12 protein-coding genes are annotated in these 15,331 nt (G+C 71.0%); 4 read left to right on the top strand and 8 right to left on the bottom strand.

What is annotated here, in order from left to right; translation table 11 throughout:
* Positions 1–36: 36 nt before the first annotated feature.
* Positions 37–2,187: an MMPL family transporter gene (locus ACFOYX_RS33470; protein ID WP_322438772.1), complete on the bottom strand. Its 2,151-nt coding sequence runs from the start codon at positions 2,185–2,187 to the stop codon at positions 37–39.
* 274 nt (positions 2,188–2,461) lie between these two features.
* Between ACFOYX_RS33470 and ACFOYX_RS33465 the strand changes: the two genes are divergently transcribed.
* Together ACFOYX_RS33465 and ACFOYX_RS33460 are read left to right on the top strand one after the other, a co-directional pair.
* Entirely contained in the window at positions 2,462–3,712 is a 1,251-nt protein-coding gene (locus tag ACFOYX_RS33465) for a sensor histidine kinase (RefSeq protein WP_322438771.1), read from the top strand.
* Positions 3,709–4,401 (top strand): response regulator transcription factor, encoded by a 693-nt coding sequence (locus tag ACFOYX_RS33460; RefSeq protein ID WP_109805928.1) that lies wholly within the window; start codon positions 3,709–3,711, stop codon positions 4,399–4,401. Before ACFOYX_RS33465 ends, ACFOYX_RS33460 begins: the two co-directional genes overlap by 4 nt.
* A 197-nt stretch (positions 4,402–4,598) precedes the next feature.
* On the opposite strand, the gene ACFOYX_RS33455 is transcribed toward ACFOYX_RS33460, so the two are convergent.
* From ACFOYX_RS33455 to ACFOYX_RS33425, 7 genes are all read right to left on the bottom strand, one after another.
* A complete protein-coding gene (locus tag ACFOYX_RS33455) occupies positions 4,599–5,057 on the bottom strand; it encodes a DUF4190 domain-containing protein (RefSeq protein ID WP_322438770.1) in 459 nt (152 codons plus the stop codon).
* A complete protein-coding gene (locus tag ACFOYX_RS33450; RefSeq protein WP_322438769.1) occupies positions 5,054–5,482 on the bottom strand; it encodes a hypothetical protein in 429 nt (142 codons plus the stop codon). Before ACFOYX_RS33450 ends, ACFOYX_RS33455 begins: the two co-directional genes overlap by 4 nt.
* Complete coding sequence (locus tag ACFOYX_RS33445; protein ID WP_322438768.1) at positions 5,479–7,914, bottom strand: AAA family ATPase; 2,436 nt, start codon at positions 7,912–7,914, stop codon at positions 5,479–5,481. Before ACFOYX_RS33445 ends, ACFOYX_RS33450 begins: the two co-directional genes overlap by 4 nt.
* A gap of 132 nt (positions 7,915–8,046) precedes the next feature.
* On the bottom strand, positions 8,047–8,859 hold the full coding sequence (locus ACFOYX_RS33440) for an RNase H family protein (RefSeq protein WP_322438767.1): 813 nt from the start codon (positions 8,857–8,859) through the stop codon (positions 8,047–8,049).
* A gap of 53 nt (positions 8,860–8,912) precedes the next feature.
* Positions 8,913–9,830: a hypothetical protein gene (locus ACFOYX_RS33435; protein ID WP_322438766.1), complete on the bottom strand. Its 918-nt coding sequence runs from the start codon at positions 9,828–9,830 to the stop codon at positions 8,913–8,915.
* Between the two features lie 160 nt (positions 9,831–9,990).
* Complete coding sequence (locus ACFOYX_RS33430) at positions 9,991–10,557, bottom strand: hypothetical protein (RefSeq protein ID WP_322438765.1); 567 nt, start codon at positions 10,555–10,557, stop codon at positions 9,991–9,993.
* Positions 10,558–10,645: 88 nt separating this feature from the next.
* Entirely contained in the window at positions 10,646–11,179 is a 534-nt protein-coding gene (locus tag ACFOYX_RS33425; protein WP_322438764.1) for a DUF4352 domain-containing protein, read from the bottom strand.
* Positions 11,180–11,278: 99 nt separating this feature from the next.
* Here ACFOYX_RS33425 and ACFOYX_RS33420 point away from each other — a divergent pair, with 99 nt between their 5' ends.
* Positions 11,279–13,219 carry an N-6 DNA methylase gene (locus ACFOYX_RS33420; protein WP_322438763.1) on the top strand — a complete coding sequence of 647 codons (1,941 nt, stop codon included), beginning with the start codon at positions 11,279–11,281 and terminating at the stop codon, positions 13,217–13,219.
* A 118-nt stretch (positions 13,220–13,337) separates the two neighbouring features.
* Positions 13,338–15,299: an N-6 DNA methylase gene (locus ACFOYX_RS33415; RefSeq protein ID WP_322438762.1), complete on the top strand. Its 1,962-nt coding sequence runs from the start codon at positions 13,338–13,340 to the stop codon at positions 15,297–15,299.
* The last annotated feature ends 32 nt before the right edge of the window (positions 15,300–15,331 follow it).

The following is a 15,331-nucleotide window of genomic DNA, read 5'->3' as shown; positions in this document are numbered from 1 at the left end:
CCGCTGCCGGGGGATGGCCGGTAGACGCTGTCTGCCTCACCGGGACGGGAGCAGTTCCGCGTCATCGATGGGGCGCAGGAACGTATCGGGCGGTCCTTCGACGTGCAGCTGGGGCAAGCGCCGCTCCATGACGCGAGGAAGCCACCAGTTGCTGCGGCCGAGCAGATGCATGATCGCCGGCACGAGCAGCATCCGGACAATGGTCGCGTCCACCAGGATGGCCGCGACCATGCCCAGCCCGAAGACCTTGATGAAGACCTGGTCACTCGGGACGATCGCCGCGAAGACAACGATCATGATGGCTGCGGCGGCGGTGATCACCCGTCCGGTGCTGGCCAGTCCGGTGACGATGGCCCGGCTGTTGTCCTGGGTACGCACCCACGACTCTCGCACCCGGCTGATCAGGAAGACCTCGTAGTCCATGGAGAGGCCGAACAACAGCGCGAACATGATGACCGGGACGAACGCGGCCATCGGGGTGGCGGTGTCGATGCCGACCAGCCTGCCGGCCCAGCCGCCGTCGAGGAAGAAGGCCACCACCCCGTACGCCGCCGCCACCGACAGCAGATTCATCACGGCAGCCGTGACCGCGATGACGACGCTGCGGAAGGCCACCAGCAAGAGGAGCATCGACACGACGACGACGCCACCGATGAGCAGCGCGAGCCGGTTGGCGATCAACGCGTTGAGATCGATCACCGCCGCGGTTGCGCCGCCGACATGTACTTCTGTGCTGGTGCCCTTGGTCGCGGCCGGGATCACGTCGTCGCGCAGGGTCTGGACGAGGTCTTCGGTGGCGGCCTCCTGCGGTCCGGTGGTGGGCACGACGACGATCAGCGCCGTGTCACCGGCAGGATCGAGCCGTGGCGGCGATACCGCTGCGACGCCCGCCGTGCGGCCGAGCTCGGCTTGTAGCCGCTGGAGGGCCGCGTCGCCTTCGGCTGGCGACACCTCCGCCGCGACGAGCAACGGCCCGTTTTCGCCGGGGCCGAATCCCTCGGCCAGCATGTCGTACGCCTGCCGATTCGACGTATCCTCGGGGTCGTTGCCTGCGTCGGGGAGACCGAAGTGGACGCCGAGGAACGGCGCGGCCAGCACCAGCAGCAGAGCGACACTCGTCACGATGGCGAGCACGTTGTGTCGCTGCACCAGCCGGCTCCAGCGCGCCCAGCCGGCCGCTGGCACCAGGTGGCCGTCGGCGGAGATCTGGGCGGCACGACGCCGTCCCAGCGGCACCCGGAGCCGGTCGATGCGCCGCCCCAGGTAGCCCAGCAACGCGGGAAATAGTGTGATGGCGGCGACCATCACGACCAGGGTCGCCACCATGGTGACGACGGCGGTGCCGTTCATGATGGACAGGCCCACCACGAACAGCCCTGACATGCTCACCATGACCGTGCCACCGGCTACGAGGACCGCACGGCCGGCGGTGTCGAGCGTCGCTACGGTCGCCGCTTCGGGGTCGAGTCCCAGCGCCCGCCATTCGCGGAACCGGGTCACCAGGAGCAGCGCGTAGTCGATGCCCAGGGCGATGCCCAGCGTCATGCCGATGATGGGCGCGAAGTCGGGCACGTCCACCACGGCCGCCACGACGCCGACCAGGCTGGCGCTCACCGCCAGCGCACCGATCGCCATGGCCAGTGGTAGCCCGGCCGCCACCACCGACCCGAACATGATCAGCAGGATCGCCGCGGCCGCGAGCAGCCCGATCAGCTCGGATCCCGACCGGGTCGCCTCGGCGAGTTGCACGGCCCGTCCACCGAGCGCGATCTCCAGCCCGTCGCGCTCGGCCGCCTCGGCGGCGGCCAGCAGCCGTTCGGTGTCTTCGACCGGCATGTCGTTGGGGTTGGTGACATCGAGATAGACGCGTGCGGCGAGCGTCCGGCCGTCCGGCGCGATGGAGCCTTTGGCGGAGTACGGATCCTCGACCGACGCTACGTGCGGCATGCGTCCCAGCTCGCCGAGCAGCGCGCTGACGCCACGTCGCACCTCGGCGCTGGTGACCTCGTCCGCACGCACCACCACCCGCACCGTGTCGCCGGACTGGCCCGGGAACCGCTCTCCCAGCAGGCGCTGTGCCTGCTCGGAATCAGAGCCCGGCGCGGAGGAGGCGTTTGCGAACTCGCCCCCGAAAGCCGTCGACAGCCCGAAGGCGATGACGAGGCCCACGGCCCAGGCGATCAGCACTCTTCCCCGCCGGCGAAAGGCCAGGCCCGCGAGTCTGCCCAGCGGTCCCGGCCGCGGTGCGTCGGGTGACCGTTGGCGATTGTCGCGGGCGGGCACCGCATCAGTCATTGGAACCGTAATTGGTTGATTCACGGAAGCGATCGTCGCGTCGCCGACCCGCGCGCGTCCTCGGGCAGCGGATGGCAGTTCCTACGCAGATTTGCGTAGGCGGCCCGCACCTGGTCACGCCCGTCGTCGTAGCCGGTCACCCGGGCGCGGCCACTATCATCGCAACATGAAACGCCGAGCGGCGCCGTTCCGCCTGCCTGTCCTGGCACAGGACGTCCTGCTCGGACTCTTCGTGGCCGTGATGCAGGTTCAGGGCACCGCCGCGAAACCTGCAGAGGTGGGGTCGCGGCCGCTGGCCGATCTCGGGCACCTCGGGTACGTCCTGCTGATCGTGAGTGGCCTGGTGCTGGCCGTGCGCCGCCGCTGGCCGGTGCCGGTGTTCATCACGGCCGCTCTCGCCAGCCTGGTGTACTTCGGCGTCGACTTCCCGGATGGGCCCGGCTGGCTCGGGCTCTTCGTCGCCCTGTACACGCTGACCGCCTACGGCGATGGGCGCCGGTCCCTGGTGACAGCCGGCGTGGGTATCACCGTGCTGACCATCGGCTGGCTGGTCGCGGCGGCCGACATCGAACCGCGGGAGGCCATCGGGTGGGTGTTCTTCCGGATCGGGGCGTCGGTGATGAGCGCTGCCCTTGGTGAGTCCGTCCGATCCCGGCGGTTCATCGCAGCCGAAGCGCAGGAGCGTGCTGAACGGGCTGAACGGACTCGGGAGGAGGAAGCGCGTTCGCGGGTTGACGCCGAGCGGCTCCGGATAGCGCGGGAGGTCCACGACACCGTCGCTCACGCCATCGCGATCATCAACATCCAGGCCGGTGTCACCGCGCACGTGCTCGACAAGCGGCCGGAGCGGGCGCGCGAGACACTGGTGGCCATAGAGCAGACGAGCTCCCAGGCGTTGCGGGAGATGCGGGCCATCCTCGGGGTGCTTCGTGATTCCCACGACGGGCGAGTGCCGCACCCGGGCCTGGAGCAGATCGACGAACTCACCGCGAAGGCGCGCGATGCCGGACTCGACATCAAACTCGAGGCGACGTCGCCAACGGCGCCACCGCCGAGCGCGGTGGGCGGTGCTGCCTACCGGATCTTGCAGGAGTCGATCACCAACGTGATCCGCCACGTCGGCCCGACCCGGGTGACGGTAGCGCTGAACTATGGAACCGATGTCTTGGAGATCCGTGTGATCGATGAGGGTCGCCGGCATGCACCAGGTGATGACGCCACGGGCCCGCACGTACCAGCCAAGCATCCGACCAGCAACGGCACCGGCAGCTCGGCCGAGCTGGGCAGCGGGATCCTCGGAATGCGCGAGCGCTGTCAGCTGTTGGGCGGGGAACTGGTGGCCAGGGCCCTGCCGGGCGGCGGGTTCGAAGTCAAGGCACGTCTGCCCCTGGCGCCGACCGGAACGGCGCACCTGTGACCGCGGCAGCCGCGTCGTCGCCTGGCAGTGCTCCGATCAAGGTTCTGCTCGCCGACGACGAGGGTCTTGTGCGATCCGGCTTCAAGGTTCTGCTCGACCTCGAAGACGACATCACGGTGGTGGGGGAAGCTACCAACGGTGCCGAGGCCGTGGAACGAGCCCGTGCCATCCGGCCCGACGTCGTGCTCATGGACATCCGCATGCCGAAGGTGGACGGGATCCAGGCCACCAGCCAGATCGCCAAGACGTCCGGACTTCAACAGGTCCGAGTCCTGATCCTGACCACCTACGAAACCGACGCTTACGTCTTCGAGGCACTGCAGGCCGGCGCAAGCGGCTTCCTGCTCAAAGACGCCGGACCGGCCGAGCTCCTGCACGCCGTCCGGGTCGTCGCCGCCGGAGACGCGTTGCTCGCGCCGCGGATCACCCGACGCCTCATCGCCCAGTTCACCGCGCAACGAACAGCCACCCAGGCAGGGGAGAACCGACTGGCTGTGCTGACGCAGCGCGAGCGGGAAGTGCTAGCCCTGGTGGGACAGGGCCTGAGCAACGACGAGATCGGCGCCGAGCTGTTCCTCAGCCCGGCGACCGCCCGCACCCACGTCAGCCACGCAATGGGGAAACTGGGTGCGCGCGACCGCGCGCAACTGGTCGTCATCGCCTATCAGACAGGGCTGGTCAGCCCGTAGAGTCGGCGCTGACTCTTAACCCGACCAGGACGACGCTGCGCCTCTCTGCCCGGTGGTCGGCGTGCAATACGCCACCTCGGCGTACGACGGACAGGCGTCGAGGTCGATTCCCAGCTCCGTCGCGCCCCCGCCAGGATGGTCCGTGGGCGTGGCTCCATCGGCAGACCGCCGCCAGGTGCGGCGCGGCTTCGACGATGTCACCCGGCGCCCACGACGCTGCCGAAGAACACCATGACCGTGAAGGCGATCATCGGGCCGACGAAGACGTAGCCCAGGACGAGACCGGCGACCGCCATGCCGTGCCCCGACCTCCTGCCGTCCCGGGTCTCCGCCAGGGCGACGTGGCCGAGGATGACGGCCAGGATGCAGGGAAGCCCGAACAGGCACCAGCCGCCGAGCACGCCGAGAATCCCGAGGACCAGCGACGCCGTCGCCATGCCCGACGTCAGCGGCGCCTGCACCGCGATCCGCTGCCCCGCCGGCGGGTAACCGCCGGGCTGGTAGGGCACGGCCGAGACCGGCGGATACGGCCCGGGCAGGCCGGAGGCCGGCGGGTACGGCCCGGGTACAGCGGACACCGGCGGGTACAGCCTCGGGACGCCGGAGACCGGCGGCTGCGGGCGGGTGGGGTCGGGGCCGGACTGCGGGTACGTCATCGTTCGGGGTCCGTTCTTCCATTGAGCTGGGTGAGCAGAACACTCACCTCGGTGTGCAGGCGACGCAGCTCGGCGGCCGTCGGCGCCAGCTCGTAGCAGTGGTGGTGGGCGGCGGTCGACAGGGTCGCCCAGGTGAAGGCGACGCGGCGGGCGACACCGACGCCGGGCCCGAGCCGGCCGCGCAGCATCAGCTGCTTCGCCCGGCCCTGCCGGCACGAGGCGACCGGCGGCTTGACCCGCCGCCAGTAGGCGTCGATGCCGCCCTCGAGCGCCAGCCGGATCAGGCAGGCGCAGGCCCGCGGCCACCAGCCGGCGGTCACCGCAGTCGTGCCGAGAGCACCGGCGCCGCGCAGCAGCTGGTCGGCCGCCGCCAGGCAGCGCTGCGGCGTCGGCGCGGCCGCCCGGGCACCGCCACCGGCGGTCACGACAGGACCGCCGCGAGGTGGCGGGCGTCCGCGACCAGGCCGGCCAGGTCCGCCAGGTACGCCCCGTGCACGCCCTCCCTGCACGCCTGGTACGCGCCCACCGCCCGCGACCCGTGCCGGCGACTCAGATACCCGAGCACGTCACCGCCCCGCTCGGCGTCGTCGAAGACCGCCAACGCGACCGTGGTGGTCAGCCGCCGGGACGCGGCCACGATGGCCGCCTCGATCTGGTCGTGCGGCACCCCCCGGGCCACCCGCTGCCGCCAGACGATCCGGTGGCAGGCCGCCTCGATCGCCGAGCGGCACAGCTCCGCCACCACCGGACCGCGCACCTCGGCGGCGATCTCCTCGTTGCGCGCCAGCGCGTACGCGTCGTCCAGGTAGCGGGTCACCGGGTCGGAGCCCGGCCGCAGCGTCACCACCGACCGCTCGGCGCGGGCCACCTCGACGATCCGGGCCTGGCCCAGGTTCAGCCGCTCCACCGCCTCGGGCAGCCGGGTGTCGTGGGTGAAGACCACCACCTGCCGCTGCTCGGCCAGCTCGGCGAAGACCCGCGCCAGCCCGTCGACCTTCGACGGGTCCATGCTCTGCACCGGGTCGTCGACGACGATGAACCGGAACGGGCTCTCCGGCGCGCAGCCGCGCGGCAGGAACGTCGCCAGCCCGAGCGCCTGCATCTCACCCTGACTCATCACACCCAGCGCGGTGCCGTTGTCGGCGCCGTCGACGCTGACCGGGAAGACCACCCGCCGCCGGGTGTTCGCCCCCTCCAGGGCCATCGCCCCGAGCTCGACGTTGCTCTCCTGGCGCAGCTGCGCCCAGATCCGCTGCGAGTGCGCGGCGAACGGCGCCACCCGCTGGTTGCGCAGCTCGGTCGCCGTGGCCTTCAACCAGTTCCGGGCGGCCTTCAACCGGGTGAGGGTCCGCTCCCGCTCCGGCAACTTTCCGGCTGCCGCGAGCCAGGTCCGCAGGTCGCCGGCCGCCGCCTGCCAGCCGGTGTCGCGCTGGCGGAGCAGACCCTTCGCGTACGCCTGCGCGGCCTGCGCCGCCGCGAGCACTGCCGGGTACCGCGCGGTCAGATGGTCGGCCAGCTCCTCCGGTCCACCCGGCGCCAGCCGCAGCGCCGCCGCGGCCGCCTGCAGCCCGACGACCGGCACCCCCGCGGCGCCGTCGTCGGGCACGTCCAGGTCGTCGATCAGGTAGTGCGCCCGCTGTAGCAGCGCGGTCAGTCGCGCGGCGCTGGCCTGGGCCGCGAGCGTACGGTCGCGCAGTTCCGCCAGGGACGCGGCGGCGCTGGTCCGCCAGTCGCCGTCGAGGCTGCCCGTCGCGCAGACCGGGCACGGCCCACCACCTCGGTCGTCGTGGTGCTCGATGGCGAGTCGGAGCAGCTCGGCGCTGCGCAGCGACGCCCGCGACCGCCCGCCGTCGTGTCGGCGCGCCTCGGCGGTGGCCTCGCGCAGCTGCCCGGCGAGCCGGGCCACCTCGTCGGCGTCGGGCAGCTGCATCCCCACCAGCCGCCGGCAGAGCAGCACGGCCTCGTCCGCGGTGGGCTCCTCCGGCTCGTCGAGGATCGCGGTCAGCGCCGCCAGGTCGGGGCGGCTCGCGGCGAGCAGCGCCGCCGCCCGGCGCGCCCGGTCGTCGGGCACCTCGGCCAGGGTGGTGGCGAGGGCGGCGCGCTGTCCGCGTACCTCCTTGATGGCGGCGTCGATGGGCCGCGTGGCGGCCATCAGTCGGCGGTCGGCGTCGGTGATCGCCTCCAGGCCGAGGATCGCGGAGATCGCGTCGAAGAGCTGGCTCTGCGTGCCGGCGGTGAGCCGGCCCAGCTCGGCGGCGGTGAGGAACGGCCGGTACAGCTCCAGCGGCCGGGCCAGACCCAGCTCGGCGAGATCCTTGTGGCTGTCGCGCGCGCTGGTCACGGTCACCTCGGCCTCGCTCAGCTCTGCCCCGACTGGCCAGGAACGGACCACCCGGGTGGGCGTGGCGACCCCGTCGACCCGCAGCTCGACGGCGATCCGACACGGTTCGCCGGCGTGCAGGTTGCGCCACCCGGTACGCCAGACGCTGTTGCGGTCGACCCAGCGGGCGCTGTCGCCGGTCAGGGCCAGCTCCACCGCCTCGGCGAAGCTGGACTTGCCGGAGCCGTTGCGGCCGACCACCACGGTCAGACCCGGACCGGGTTCGATGGCGAGGGTGCGCTCCGGGCCGACGCCGCGGAAGCCGGCGACGGTGACCGACGAGAGCCAGATCCGCTCCTGCGGCTGGTCCGCCGCCGGACGCTGCGGCTCCAACGCGGTCGGCTCGCCGGCGAGCGCGGCGTCCAGGTCGGCCTCGCCGCTGAGCGCCGCGAGGACCACGTCGGCGGTGTCATCGGGTACGCGGTCGGCGGCGAGCCGGTCGAAGATCAGCTCGACCAGGGGTTCGGTGCGGTTCATCAGGCGACCTCCGACGGGTGGTGATGCGGGTTCGGGGACGGCGTGCGGGGCCGACGGTTCCGGCTCGTGCTGGTTCGCTGGCGGTGGTGGCGCGGCGACGCTGTGGAGTTGCCGTCGTCTATAGATCGGCGGTCAGGCCGCCTGCGCAACGTGCCAATCGCGCAGGAACGCCTCGGCCAGGTCGTGCGCCCGGGGGCGTACGTCGAACGGCTCCTCGACCCGGCGGCGCGCCATGTGCGCCAGGCTGTCGGCGGCCTCGTTCAGGGCGTGGTGGGCGTGCGCCTTGACGTGCGCGAACCTCAGGTCCGGGCGCCTGGCGACGAGCTCGGCGAGCCGGACCAGGGTGGGCTTCATGCCCGCGCGCCGCGGGCGCAGGTCGTAGCTGGCGGGCATCGCGCCGGTCTCGCCGCCCTGCCAGCGATGTAGGTATCTCAGCGCCGGAAGGCTGTCCACCAGCACCGTCATGCCGACCGGCGGCGTGTCGTACGCGGTGAGCAGGAACTCGACCGCCCGCAGCTCGCTGACCAGCACCCGGGAGAACCCGGTCGGGTCGACGCGGCCCGGGCGACGGCTGCGCAGGCCGTAGCGGCCGTCGCTGGCGACGTACCCGATGCCGCCGGCGCGCCCCTTCCAGCTGGCGTCGGTGGCGGCGATCAGTGGCGCGGACGTCGCCGCCCAGCGGCGGACCTGGCCGCGGCCCGGCTGGTGCTCCGGCCGGCAGGCGAGGTTGTGCGGGGTGGCGAGCTGCTCGGCGGTGTCGAGCAGCTGCGTCGCCGACGCGAGCTCGTCGTAGTGAACGGCGGTCAGCGCCAGCCGGACCGCGTCGCCGACGGCCTGGCAGGTCTCACAGCGCCGGAGCCTGACGTAGCCGCGGAGGGCGAGGGCGCGGTCGTGCAGCGGAGCGGGGAGCAGGTCCAGGGCGCGGAGGAACTCATCGGAACGCACGACGCCTCCTGACGTCTTATTGTCGGGCAAAGAGGCTGGCCGGGAAAACGGCGTCAGCGAGCGGGGCGCCACTCGCCGCAGTTCTCGGAGTGGAAGGCGTAGTCGGAGGAGCGGATGGTGACCTGCACCCGGCGGGCGCCGTTGGTGAAGTAGTTGTCGATGATGTCTCCGGAGCTGTTCTGGCGCTCCCAGTAGCAGCCATCGACGTCGTGGGTGACGTAGGTGCCGGGCTTGATCTCCTTGCCGACCCGGTAGGTGCCGGATTCGAACAGCCGTCCCTGGGCTTCCAGGTCCGCGTCGGCCTGGCCGCGCTGCACGGCCTGCCGCCACTTCTTCGCGTACGGGTGCTTGGGGCAGAGGGTCAGCGCTGCTTTGATTTCGGGGATCTGCTCGCTGCTGGCGGCGAAGCCGTTCTCGGCGTACGGGTCGTCGGTGTCGACCTCGCCGCACATCTCGTACAGGACGGCGATGTTGCCGTCGTCGTACTTCGAGGTCTTGTAGGCCGCCTTCTCGACCGGGCTGACCGGCTGGATCTCCTGACCCACGTCGCAGGAGACCGCCTTCGCGGCCCAGACCTCCGTGAAGTCCGGCCGGCCATCCTTGCCGGTGAGGATGGTGAACGGCGAACTCTCGCTGAAGTCATCGGTGACGTAGCAGGTGAGGACGAAGGGCTCCTGCTGAGGGACGTTCTTCGGGTCGTCGGGGTAGGTGTCGCTGCTGTCGGAGATGCCGTCGCCGTCCCTGTCAGCGGGCGGCGTGGGGCTCGGCGTCGGGGTCGGGGATGCGCTCGCCGAGGCCGAAGGGCTGGCCGCTGCGGTGGGTGGGCTGGCGATGGTCTTGTTGTCGCCTCCGCAGCCGGCCAGGCCGACGGTCGCCAGCGTGGCGGCCAGCAAGAGTCCAGCGGGCCGGCGCGGGCACAGACCGGGACCGGCCCACACTGTGCGTACCGAGTTGGGACGGGGGAGAGTCATCGTCGCCTCCAGGCGCGTGGTGTTCGCGGGCCGACGGCTCGTCGGCCCGCCCGGCGGGCGGTGGCTGAGGAAGGAATTGCCGCTGTGCGCTATGGAGCTGATGTCGTGAACGAATCAACCGCCAGCCGGCCGCGGGCCGCAGGGATGGGACCGGGTCAGATCAATCGGCGAGGGTGAAGACCATCTGCAGACCGCTGTCCGGGTGGTAGCTCCAGGACGCGTGGACGCCGTCCCAGTCGCCGCTCTGCCGGCCGTCGAGAGCGCGGGTGGCCAGGAGCTCCTCCTTGACCGAGTCGGGCATCTTAAGCTCCGACCAGTAGCACTCCAGCTTGCCGAAGCTGAGGCCGCTGCTCTCCTTGCCGTCTCCGTGCAGGGTCAGGGTTCTTCCCTCGTCGCCCAGCTCGACGTCGCTGCCGAAGGTGCTGCCGCACTTCTCCTTGGCCAGCACGAACGGCGACTTCTTCTCGACGAGGGGTGACGGGGCTGGACTCTTCTCGGAGAGGGCCAGGAAGAGGCCAGTGCCGGCGACCAGCAGCGCCGCGACAGCACATGCTGCGATCAGCAGGATGGTGCGACCGTTCAGGGCATGGACGGGACGGCGCTCGACTGTGTCCGGTTCGGCTGCACCGGCGAGGTGTGCGGTCTCGGCCGGCGGCACGAGTTGAATCGGAGCGGCGGAGTGCTCGGCGGGTTGGCCGGGCGGGATCTGGGTGGTCGGGTCCGTCATGACGGTCTCCTCTGTGAGCTGGCGCGGTGGGCGGTGTGCCCGGGGGAGCGGGGCGGGCGGTGTCGCCCGCCCCGGGTCCAGCGGTGGATCAGGCGAGAGAGACGGTCACGCCGCCGGAGAACGCCGAGTCGTGGAGCTCGAGCTTGGTGAGCTTCACGTTCTTCGGGATGTCGAAGACGAACACGCCGGTCACCTGGTTGCCGGGGTTGATCTCCTCGAAGAAGGTGCTCGCCTCCTTGTTGGCGTAGAGGCCGGCCTCGGTGTCGGACGAGTACTCGGTGCCGTTGGCGGTGTAGGCCTTCTGGCTGCTGCCGTCGAGGGTCTGCGGCTCCTTGCCGATGTTCTTCACGTTGATCGTGATCAGGCAGAACTGGCCCTGGGCCTTGTCGCCGAGCATCGAGGTGCCGACCTTCGCGACGCCGCACTTCGACGACTTGACGGTGAACTCGAACTTCCCGTCCCGGGCGGCCTGGCCGATCTTCGCGGTCTTCGCCGGCTTGTCCTCGCCCTTGGCGCCGCCGGCGTCGGCCTTGCTGCCGGTGGCGTCGTCGGTGGCGCCGGAGCCGCAGCCCAGGGCGACGAGGCCGGTGGCGATCAGGGCGAGGGTGGTGGTCTTACGCATCGTTTTCCTCCTGCTGTGAACGTGGCGGGGTCAATGAGAGCACCATCTGTGAACCGTGTCAACAAGCGCGATGCTTGACAGGTGTGACACACTTCGGAGGTGCATGAGACACCGACCATCACGGCAGCGGAGATCGCCCGGCTCGCCGGGGTCGGTCGCGCCGCAGTCAGCAACTGGCGTAAGCGGCACCCCGACTTCCCCGCCCCGGTCGGCGGGACCCCGGCCAGCCCGGAGTTCGACCTGATCCAGGTCGAGCAGTGGCTGCGCGGCCAGGGCAAGCTCCCCGAGGTCTCACCCGTCGACCGGCTCTGGCGCCATCTCGCCCCGACCACCGACACCGCCGCCGACGCGCTCGCGGCCGTCGGCGCCCTGCTGCTCGCCCGCCAACGCGGCGAACGCCCCTCACGCCGGCAGGTCGACCGGCGTGTGGCCGACCTGCTCCCCGAGATCGACGCCCTCGCCGAGGACCTCGGCCCGCAAGCCGCCTTCGACCAGCTGTGGCAGCGGTTCTCCGCCCCCGGCCCCGGCCGAACCTGGGCCACCCCCGACGACCTGGCCGACCTGATGGTCGGGCTCGCCGACGTCGGCGGCGGCGCCGTCCTCGACCCGGCCGCCGGCTCCGGCGCCACCCTCCGGGCCGCCGTCCGCGCCGGCTGCACCTGTGCGTACGGGCAGGAACTCGACGAATCCCTCGCCCGGCTCGCCGGACTCTGGCTCGCCCTGCGGGACGTGCCCGGCGAGATCCGCCCCGGCGACTCACTACGGGCCGACGCGTTCCCCGGCCGCACCGTCGACGCCGTGCTCTGCCACCCGCCCTTCGGCATCACCACCTGGGGGCACGAGGAACTCGGCTACGACCCGCGCTGGGAGTACGGCCTGCCTCCGCGTACCGAACCGGAGCTGGCCTGGGTGCAGCACGCCCTGGCCCACCTGCGTCCCGGCGGGCACGCCGTCCTGCTCATGCCCCCCACCGCCGCCGGCCGCCGCGCCGGCCGGCGGATCCGCGCAGAGCTGCTGCGCCGCGGCGCGCTGCGCGCCGTCGTCGCGCTACCGCCGGGGGTGGCCGCGCCGCACGGCGTACCACTTCACCTGTGGGTGCTGCGGCGGCCCGCGGCCGACGCGCCGCCACCGGCGCGGGCGCTGCTGATCGACGCCGCCGACGGCGACCTCGCCGAGCTGTACGCGCGGGTACTGACCACCTGGCGGGCCTTCACCGCCGCTCCCGACGTCGAGATCGAGGAGGTCGGCTTCGCCCGCGCGGTATCGGTCATCGAGCTGCTCGACGAGGAGGTCGACCTCACCCCCGCCCGCCGGCAACCCGCCATCGGGGGCGAGCAGAGCGGAGAACATCTGGTACGCACCAGGGAACGGCTGGCCGCCATCGTCGGCGAGCTGCCGGCGCTGATGCCGCAGGTCACCCCCACGCCCGACGGGGCTGCCGCCCTCACCCTCTCGGTCGGCGAGCTGGCCCGGACGGGAGCGCTGCAGCTCCTCGGCCCGATCCGGACCGCCTCATCCGACGGCGACGGGACCTCGGGTGACGGGCCACCCGTGCTGACCGTGCAGGACGTGCTGAACGGTGAGGACGCCTCCGGGCGGGACGACGGCAAGCTCGGTCAGGAGATCCCCGTCGCCGTCGGGGACGTGGTGGTACCGATGATTGCCCGGACGCTCACCGCCCGGGTGGTCAGCGCCGAGGGGGCGCTGCTGGGGCGCAACCTCTACCTGCTGCGGCCCAACCCGGCCGCGCTCGACTCGTGGTTCCTCGCCGGGCAGTTGCGGACGTCAGCGAACGAGAAGCAGGCGTCGAGCCTGTCGGGCACACTGCGGTTCGACATCCGGCGGGCGCAGGTGCGGCGGCTTTCTCTCGACGAGCAGCGGGCGCACGGGGAAGCCTTCCAGCGACTGGAGGCCTTTGAGTCGGCTATCCGACAGGCGGCGTCGCTCGGCGCAGAACTGGTCCAGCTCACCGCCGACGGCCTCGCCCGCGGGGCGCTCCACCCCGATCAGCGACCATCCCGTAAGCGGCCAGCTAGGTAAGGACTACAGGGGCTTGCCTCCACTGACGGATCGGACGACGACCCGCACCGGGTGGGGGCTACAACGATGCACAAGCAGCAGCCATACTCCTTGACTTAAGGCAATCGAAAGGAACCTGGTGAGTACCAAGCACCAAGAGCTCGCGAACTTCATCTGGTCGGTGGCCGACCTGCTGCGCGGCGACTACAAGCAGTCCGAGTACGGTCGGGTGATCCTGCCGCTGACCGTGCTGCGCCGGCTCGACTGCGTGCTGGAACCGACGAAGGACGCGGTGCTCGCCCGGCACGCGCAGCTCAAGGAGCTGGGTGTGCAGAACATGGACCCGGTGCTGCGCAAGACCGCTGGCCTGTCGTTCTACAACACCAGCGAGATGTCGTTCCGCAAGCTCCTCGGCGACCAGGACCACGTCGCGCTGAACCTGCGGGCCTACATCGGCGGCTTCTCGCCAGGCGCGGTGGACGTGCTGGAGAAGTACGGCTTCGACACCCAGATCAGCCGGCTCGCCGAGGCCGGCCTGCTCTACCAGGTGGTCGCGAAGTTTGCCGACATCGACCTGCACCCGGACGTGGTCTCCAACCATCAGATGGGCTACGTCTTCGAGGAGCTGATCCGCCGCTTCTCCGAAATCAGCAACGAGACCGCCGGTGAGCACTTCACCCCGCGCGAGGTCATCAAGCTGATGGTCAACCTGCTGCTCGCCCCCGACGAGGACGACCTCGTCACCCCCGGCATCGTCCGCAAGGTCTACGACCCGGCCTGCGGCACCGGCGGCATGCTCAGCGAGGCCCAGGACCACATCCAGGAGCACAACCCGCACGCCACCGTCGAGGTGTACGGCCAGGAGCTCAACGGCGAGACGTACGCGATCTGCCGGTCCGACATGATGCTCAAGGGCGGCGACCCGACGAAGATCGCCTACGGCAACTCGTTCAGCCAGGACGGCCACGAGGCCGAGCGCTTCGACTACATGCTCGCCAACCCGCCGTTCGGGGTGGAGTGGAAGAAGGTCGAGAACTACATCAAGGCCGAGGCCGCCCGCGGCCACGCCGGTCGGTTCGGCGCCGGCCTGCCGCGGATCAACGACGGCTCGCTGCTCTTCCTCCAGCACATGATCTCGAAGATGAAGCGCCCCGAGGACGGCGGCAGCCGGCTGGCGATCGTCTTCAACGGCTCGCCGCTCTTCACCGGCGCGGCCGGGTCGGGGGAGTCGGAGATCCGCCGCTGGATCCTGGAGAACGACCTCCTGGAGGGCATCGTCGCGCTGCCCGACCAGCTCTTCTACAACACCGGCATCTCCACCTACTTCTGGATCCTCACCAACCGCAAGGAGCCGGCCCGCCGGCGCAAGGTCGTGCTGCTCGACGGCCGGGACTACTGGACCAAGATGCGCAAGAGCCTCGGCGACAAGCGCAAGATGCTCACCGATGACCACATCGACGAGCTGACCCGGACGTACGTCGACGCGCTGTCCATCGCGGACGACCCGGAGCACCCGCAGCACGCCAAGGTAAAGGTCTTCACGACCACCGACTTCGGCTATCAGCGGATCACCGTGGAGCGCCCGCTGCGACTGTGCTTCGAGGTCACCGAGGAGACGATGGCGCTGCTCGCGGAGGCGCGGGCGGTGCTCAAGTACGCCGAGCGGGAGTCGCTGCTGGGGGCGGCGAAGTCGCTGATCGGCACACAGTCGGCGAGGCGCGCCGAGTTTGCGATGAAGCTGAACGGGCTCGGCAAGCTGCCGGCGCCAGTGGAGAAGGCGGTGTGGGAGGCGTTCTCGGTCAGTGACCCCGGGGGAGAGGTGCAAACCGACCGCAAGGGCAAGCCGCTGGCGGACGCGGATCTGCGGGACAACGAGAACGTGCCGCTCGACGAGGACATCCACGACTACCTCAAGCGCGAGGTGCTGCCGCACATCCCCGACGCGTGGATCGACGAAACAAAGACCAGGATCGGGTACGAAATCCCCTTCGTACGCCACTTCTACGTCTACCAGCCCCTTCGGCCGTTGGCCGAAATTGACGCTGAAATCAAGGCATTGGAAGCGGATATCCAGGTCCTGCTCGGCGAGGTGACCAATTGAGTCGCATTGCGCCATGGCTAGCCGGCTCCCGC

The organism is Micromonospora sp. GCM10011541, assembly GCF_042650725.1.
GTDB classification, from domain to species: domain Bacteria; phylum Actinomycetota; class Actinomycetes; order Mycobacteriales; family Micromonosporaceae; genus Micromonospora; species Micromonospora sicca.
The sequence above is the reverse complement of the archived record's forward strand: the minus strand, read 5'-3'. Positions and strand labels throughout refer to the sequence as shown.

Excerpts from the sequence above, each read along its gene's own strand:
- ACFOYX_RS33445 (WP_322438768.1), bottom strand. The coding sequence starts at position 7,914 with ATGAACCGCACCGAACCCCTGGTCGAGCTGATCTTCGACCGGCTCGCC.
- ACFOYX_RS33425 (WP_322438764.1), bottom strand. The coding sequence starts at position 11,179 with ATGCGTAAGACCACCACCCTCGCCCTGATCGCCACCGGCCTCGTCGCC.
- ACFOYX_RS33455 (WP_322438770.1), bottom strand. The coding sequence starts at position 5,057 with ATGACGTACCCGCAGTCCGGCCCCGACCCCACCCGCCCGCAGCCGCCG.
- ACFOYX_RS33430 (WP_322438765.1), bottom strand. The coding sequence starts at position 10,557 with ATGACGGACCCGACCACCCAGATCCCGCCCGGCCAACCCGCCGAGCAC.
- ACFOYX_RS33435 (WP_322438766.1), bottom strand. The coding sequence starts at position 9,830 with ATGACTCTCCCCCGTCCCAACTCGGTACGCACAGTGTGGGCCGGTCCC.
- ACFOYX_RS33465 (WP_322438771.1), top strand. The coding sequence starts at position 2,462 with ATGAAACGCCGAGCGGCGCCGTTCCGCCTGCCTGTCCTGGCACAGGAC.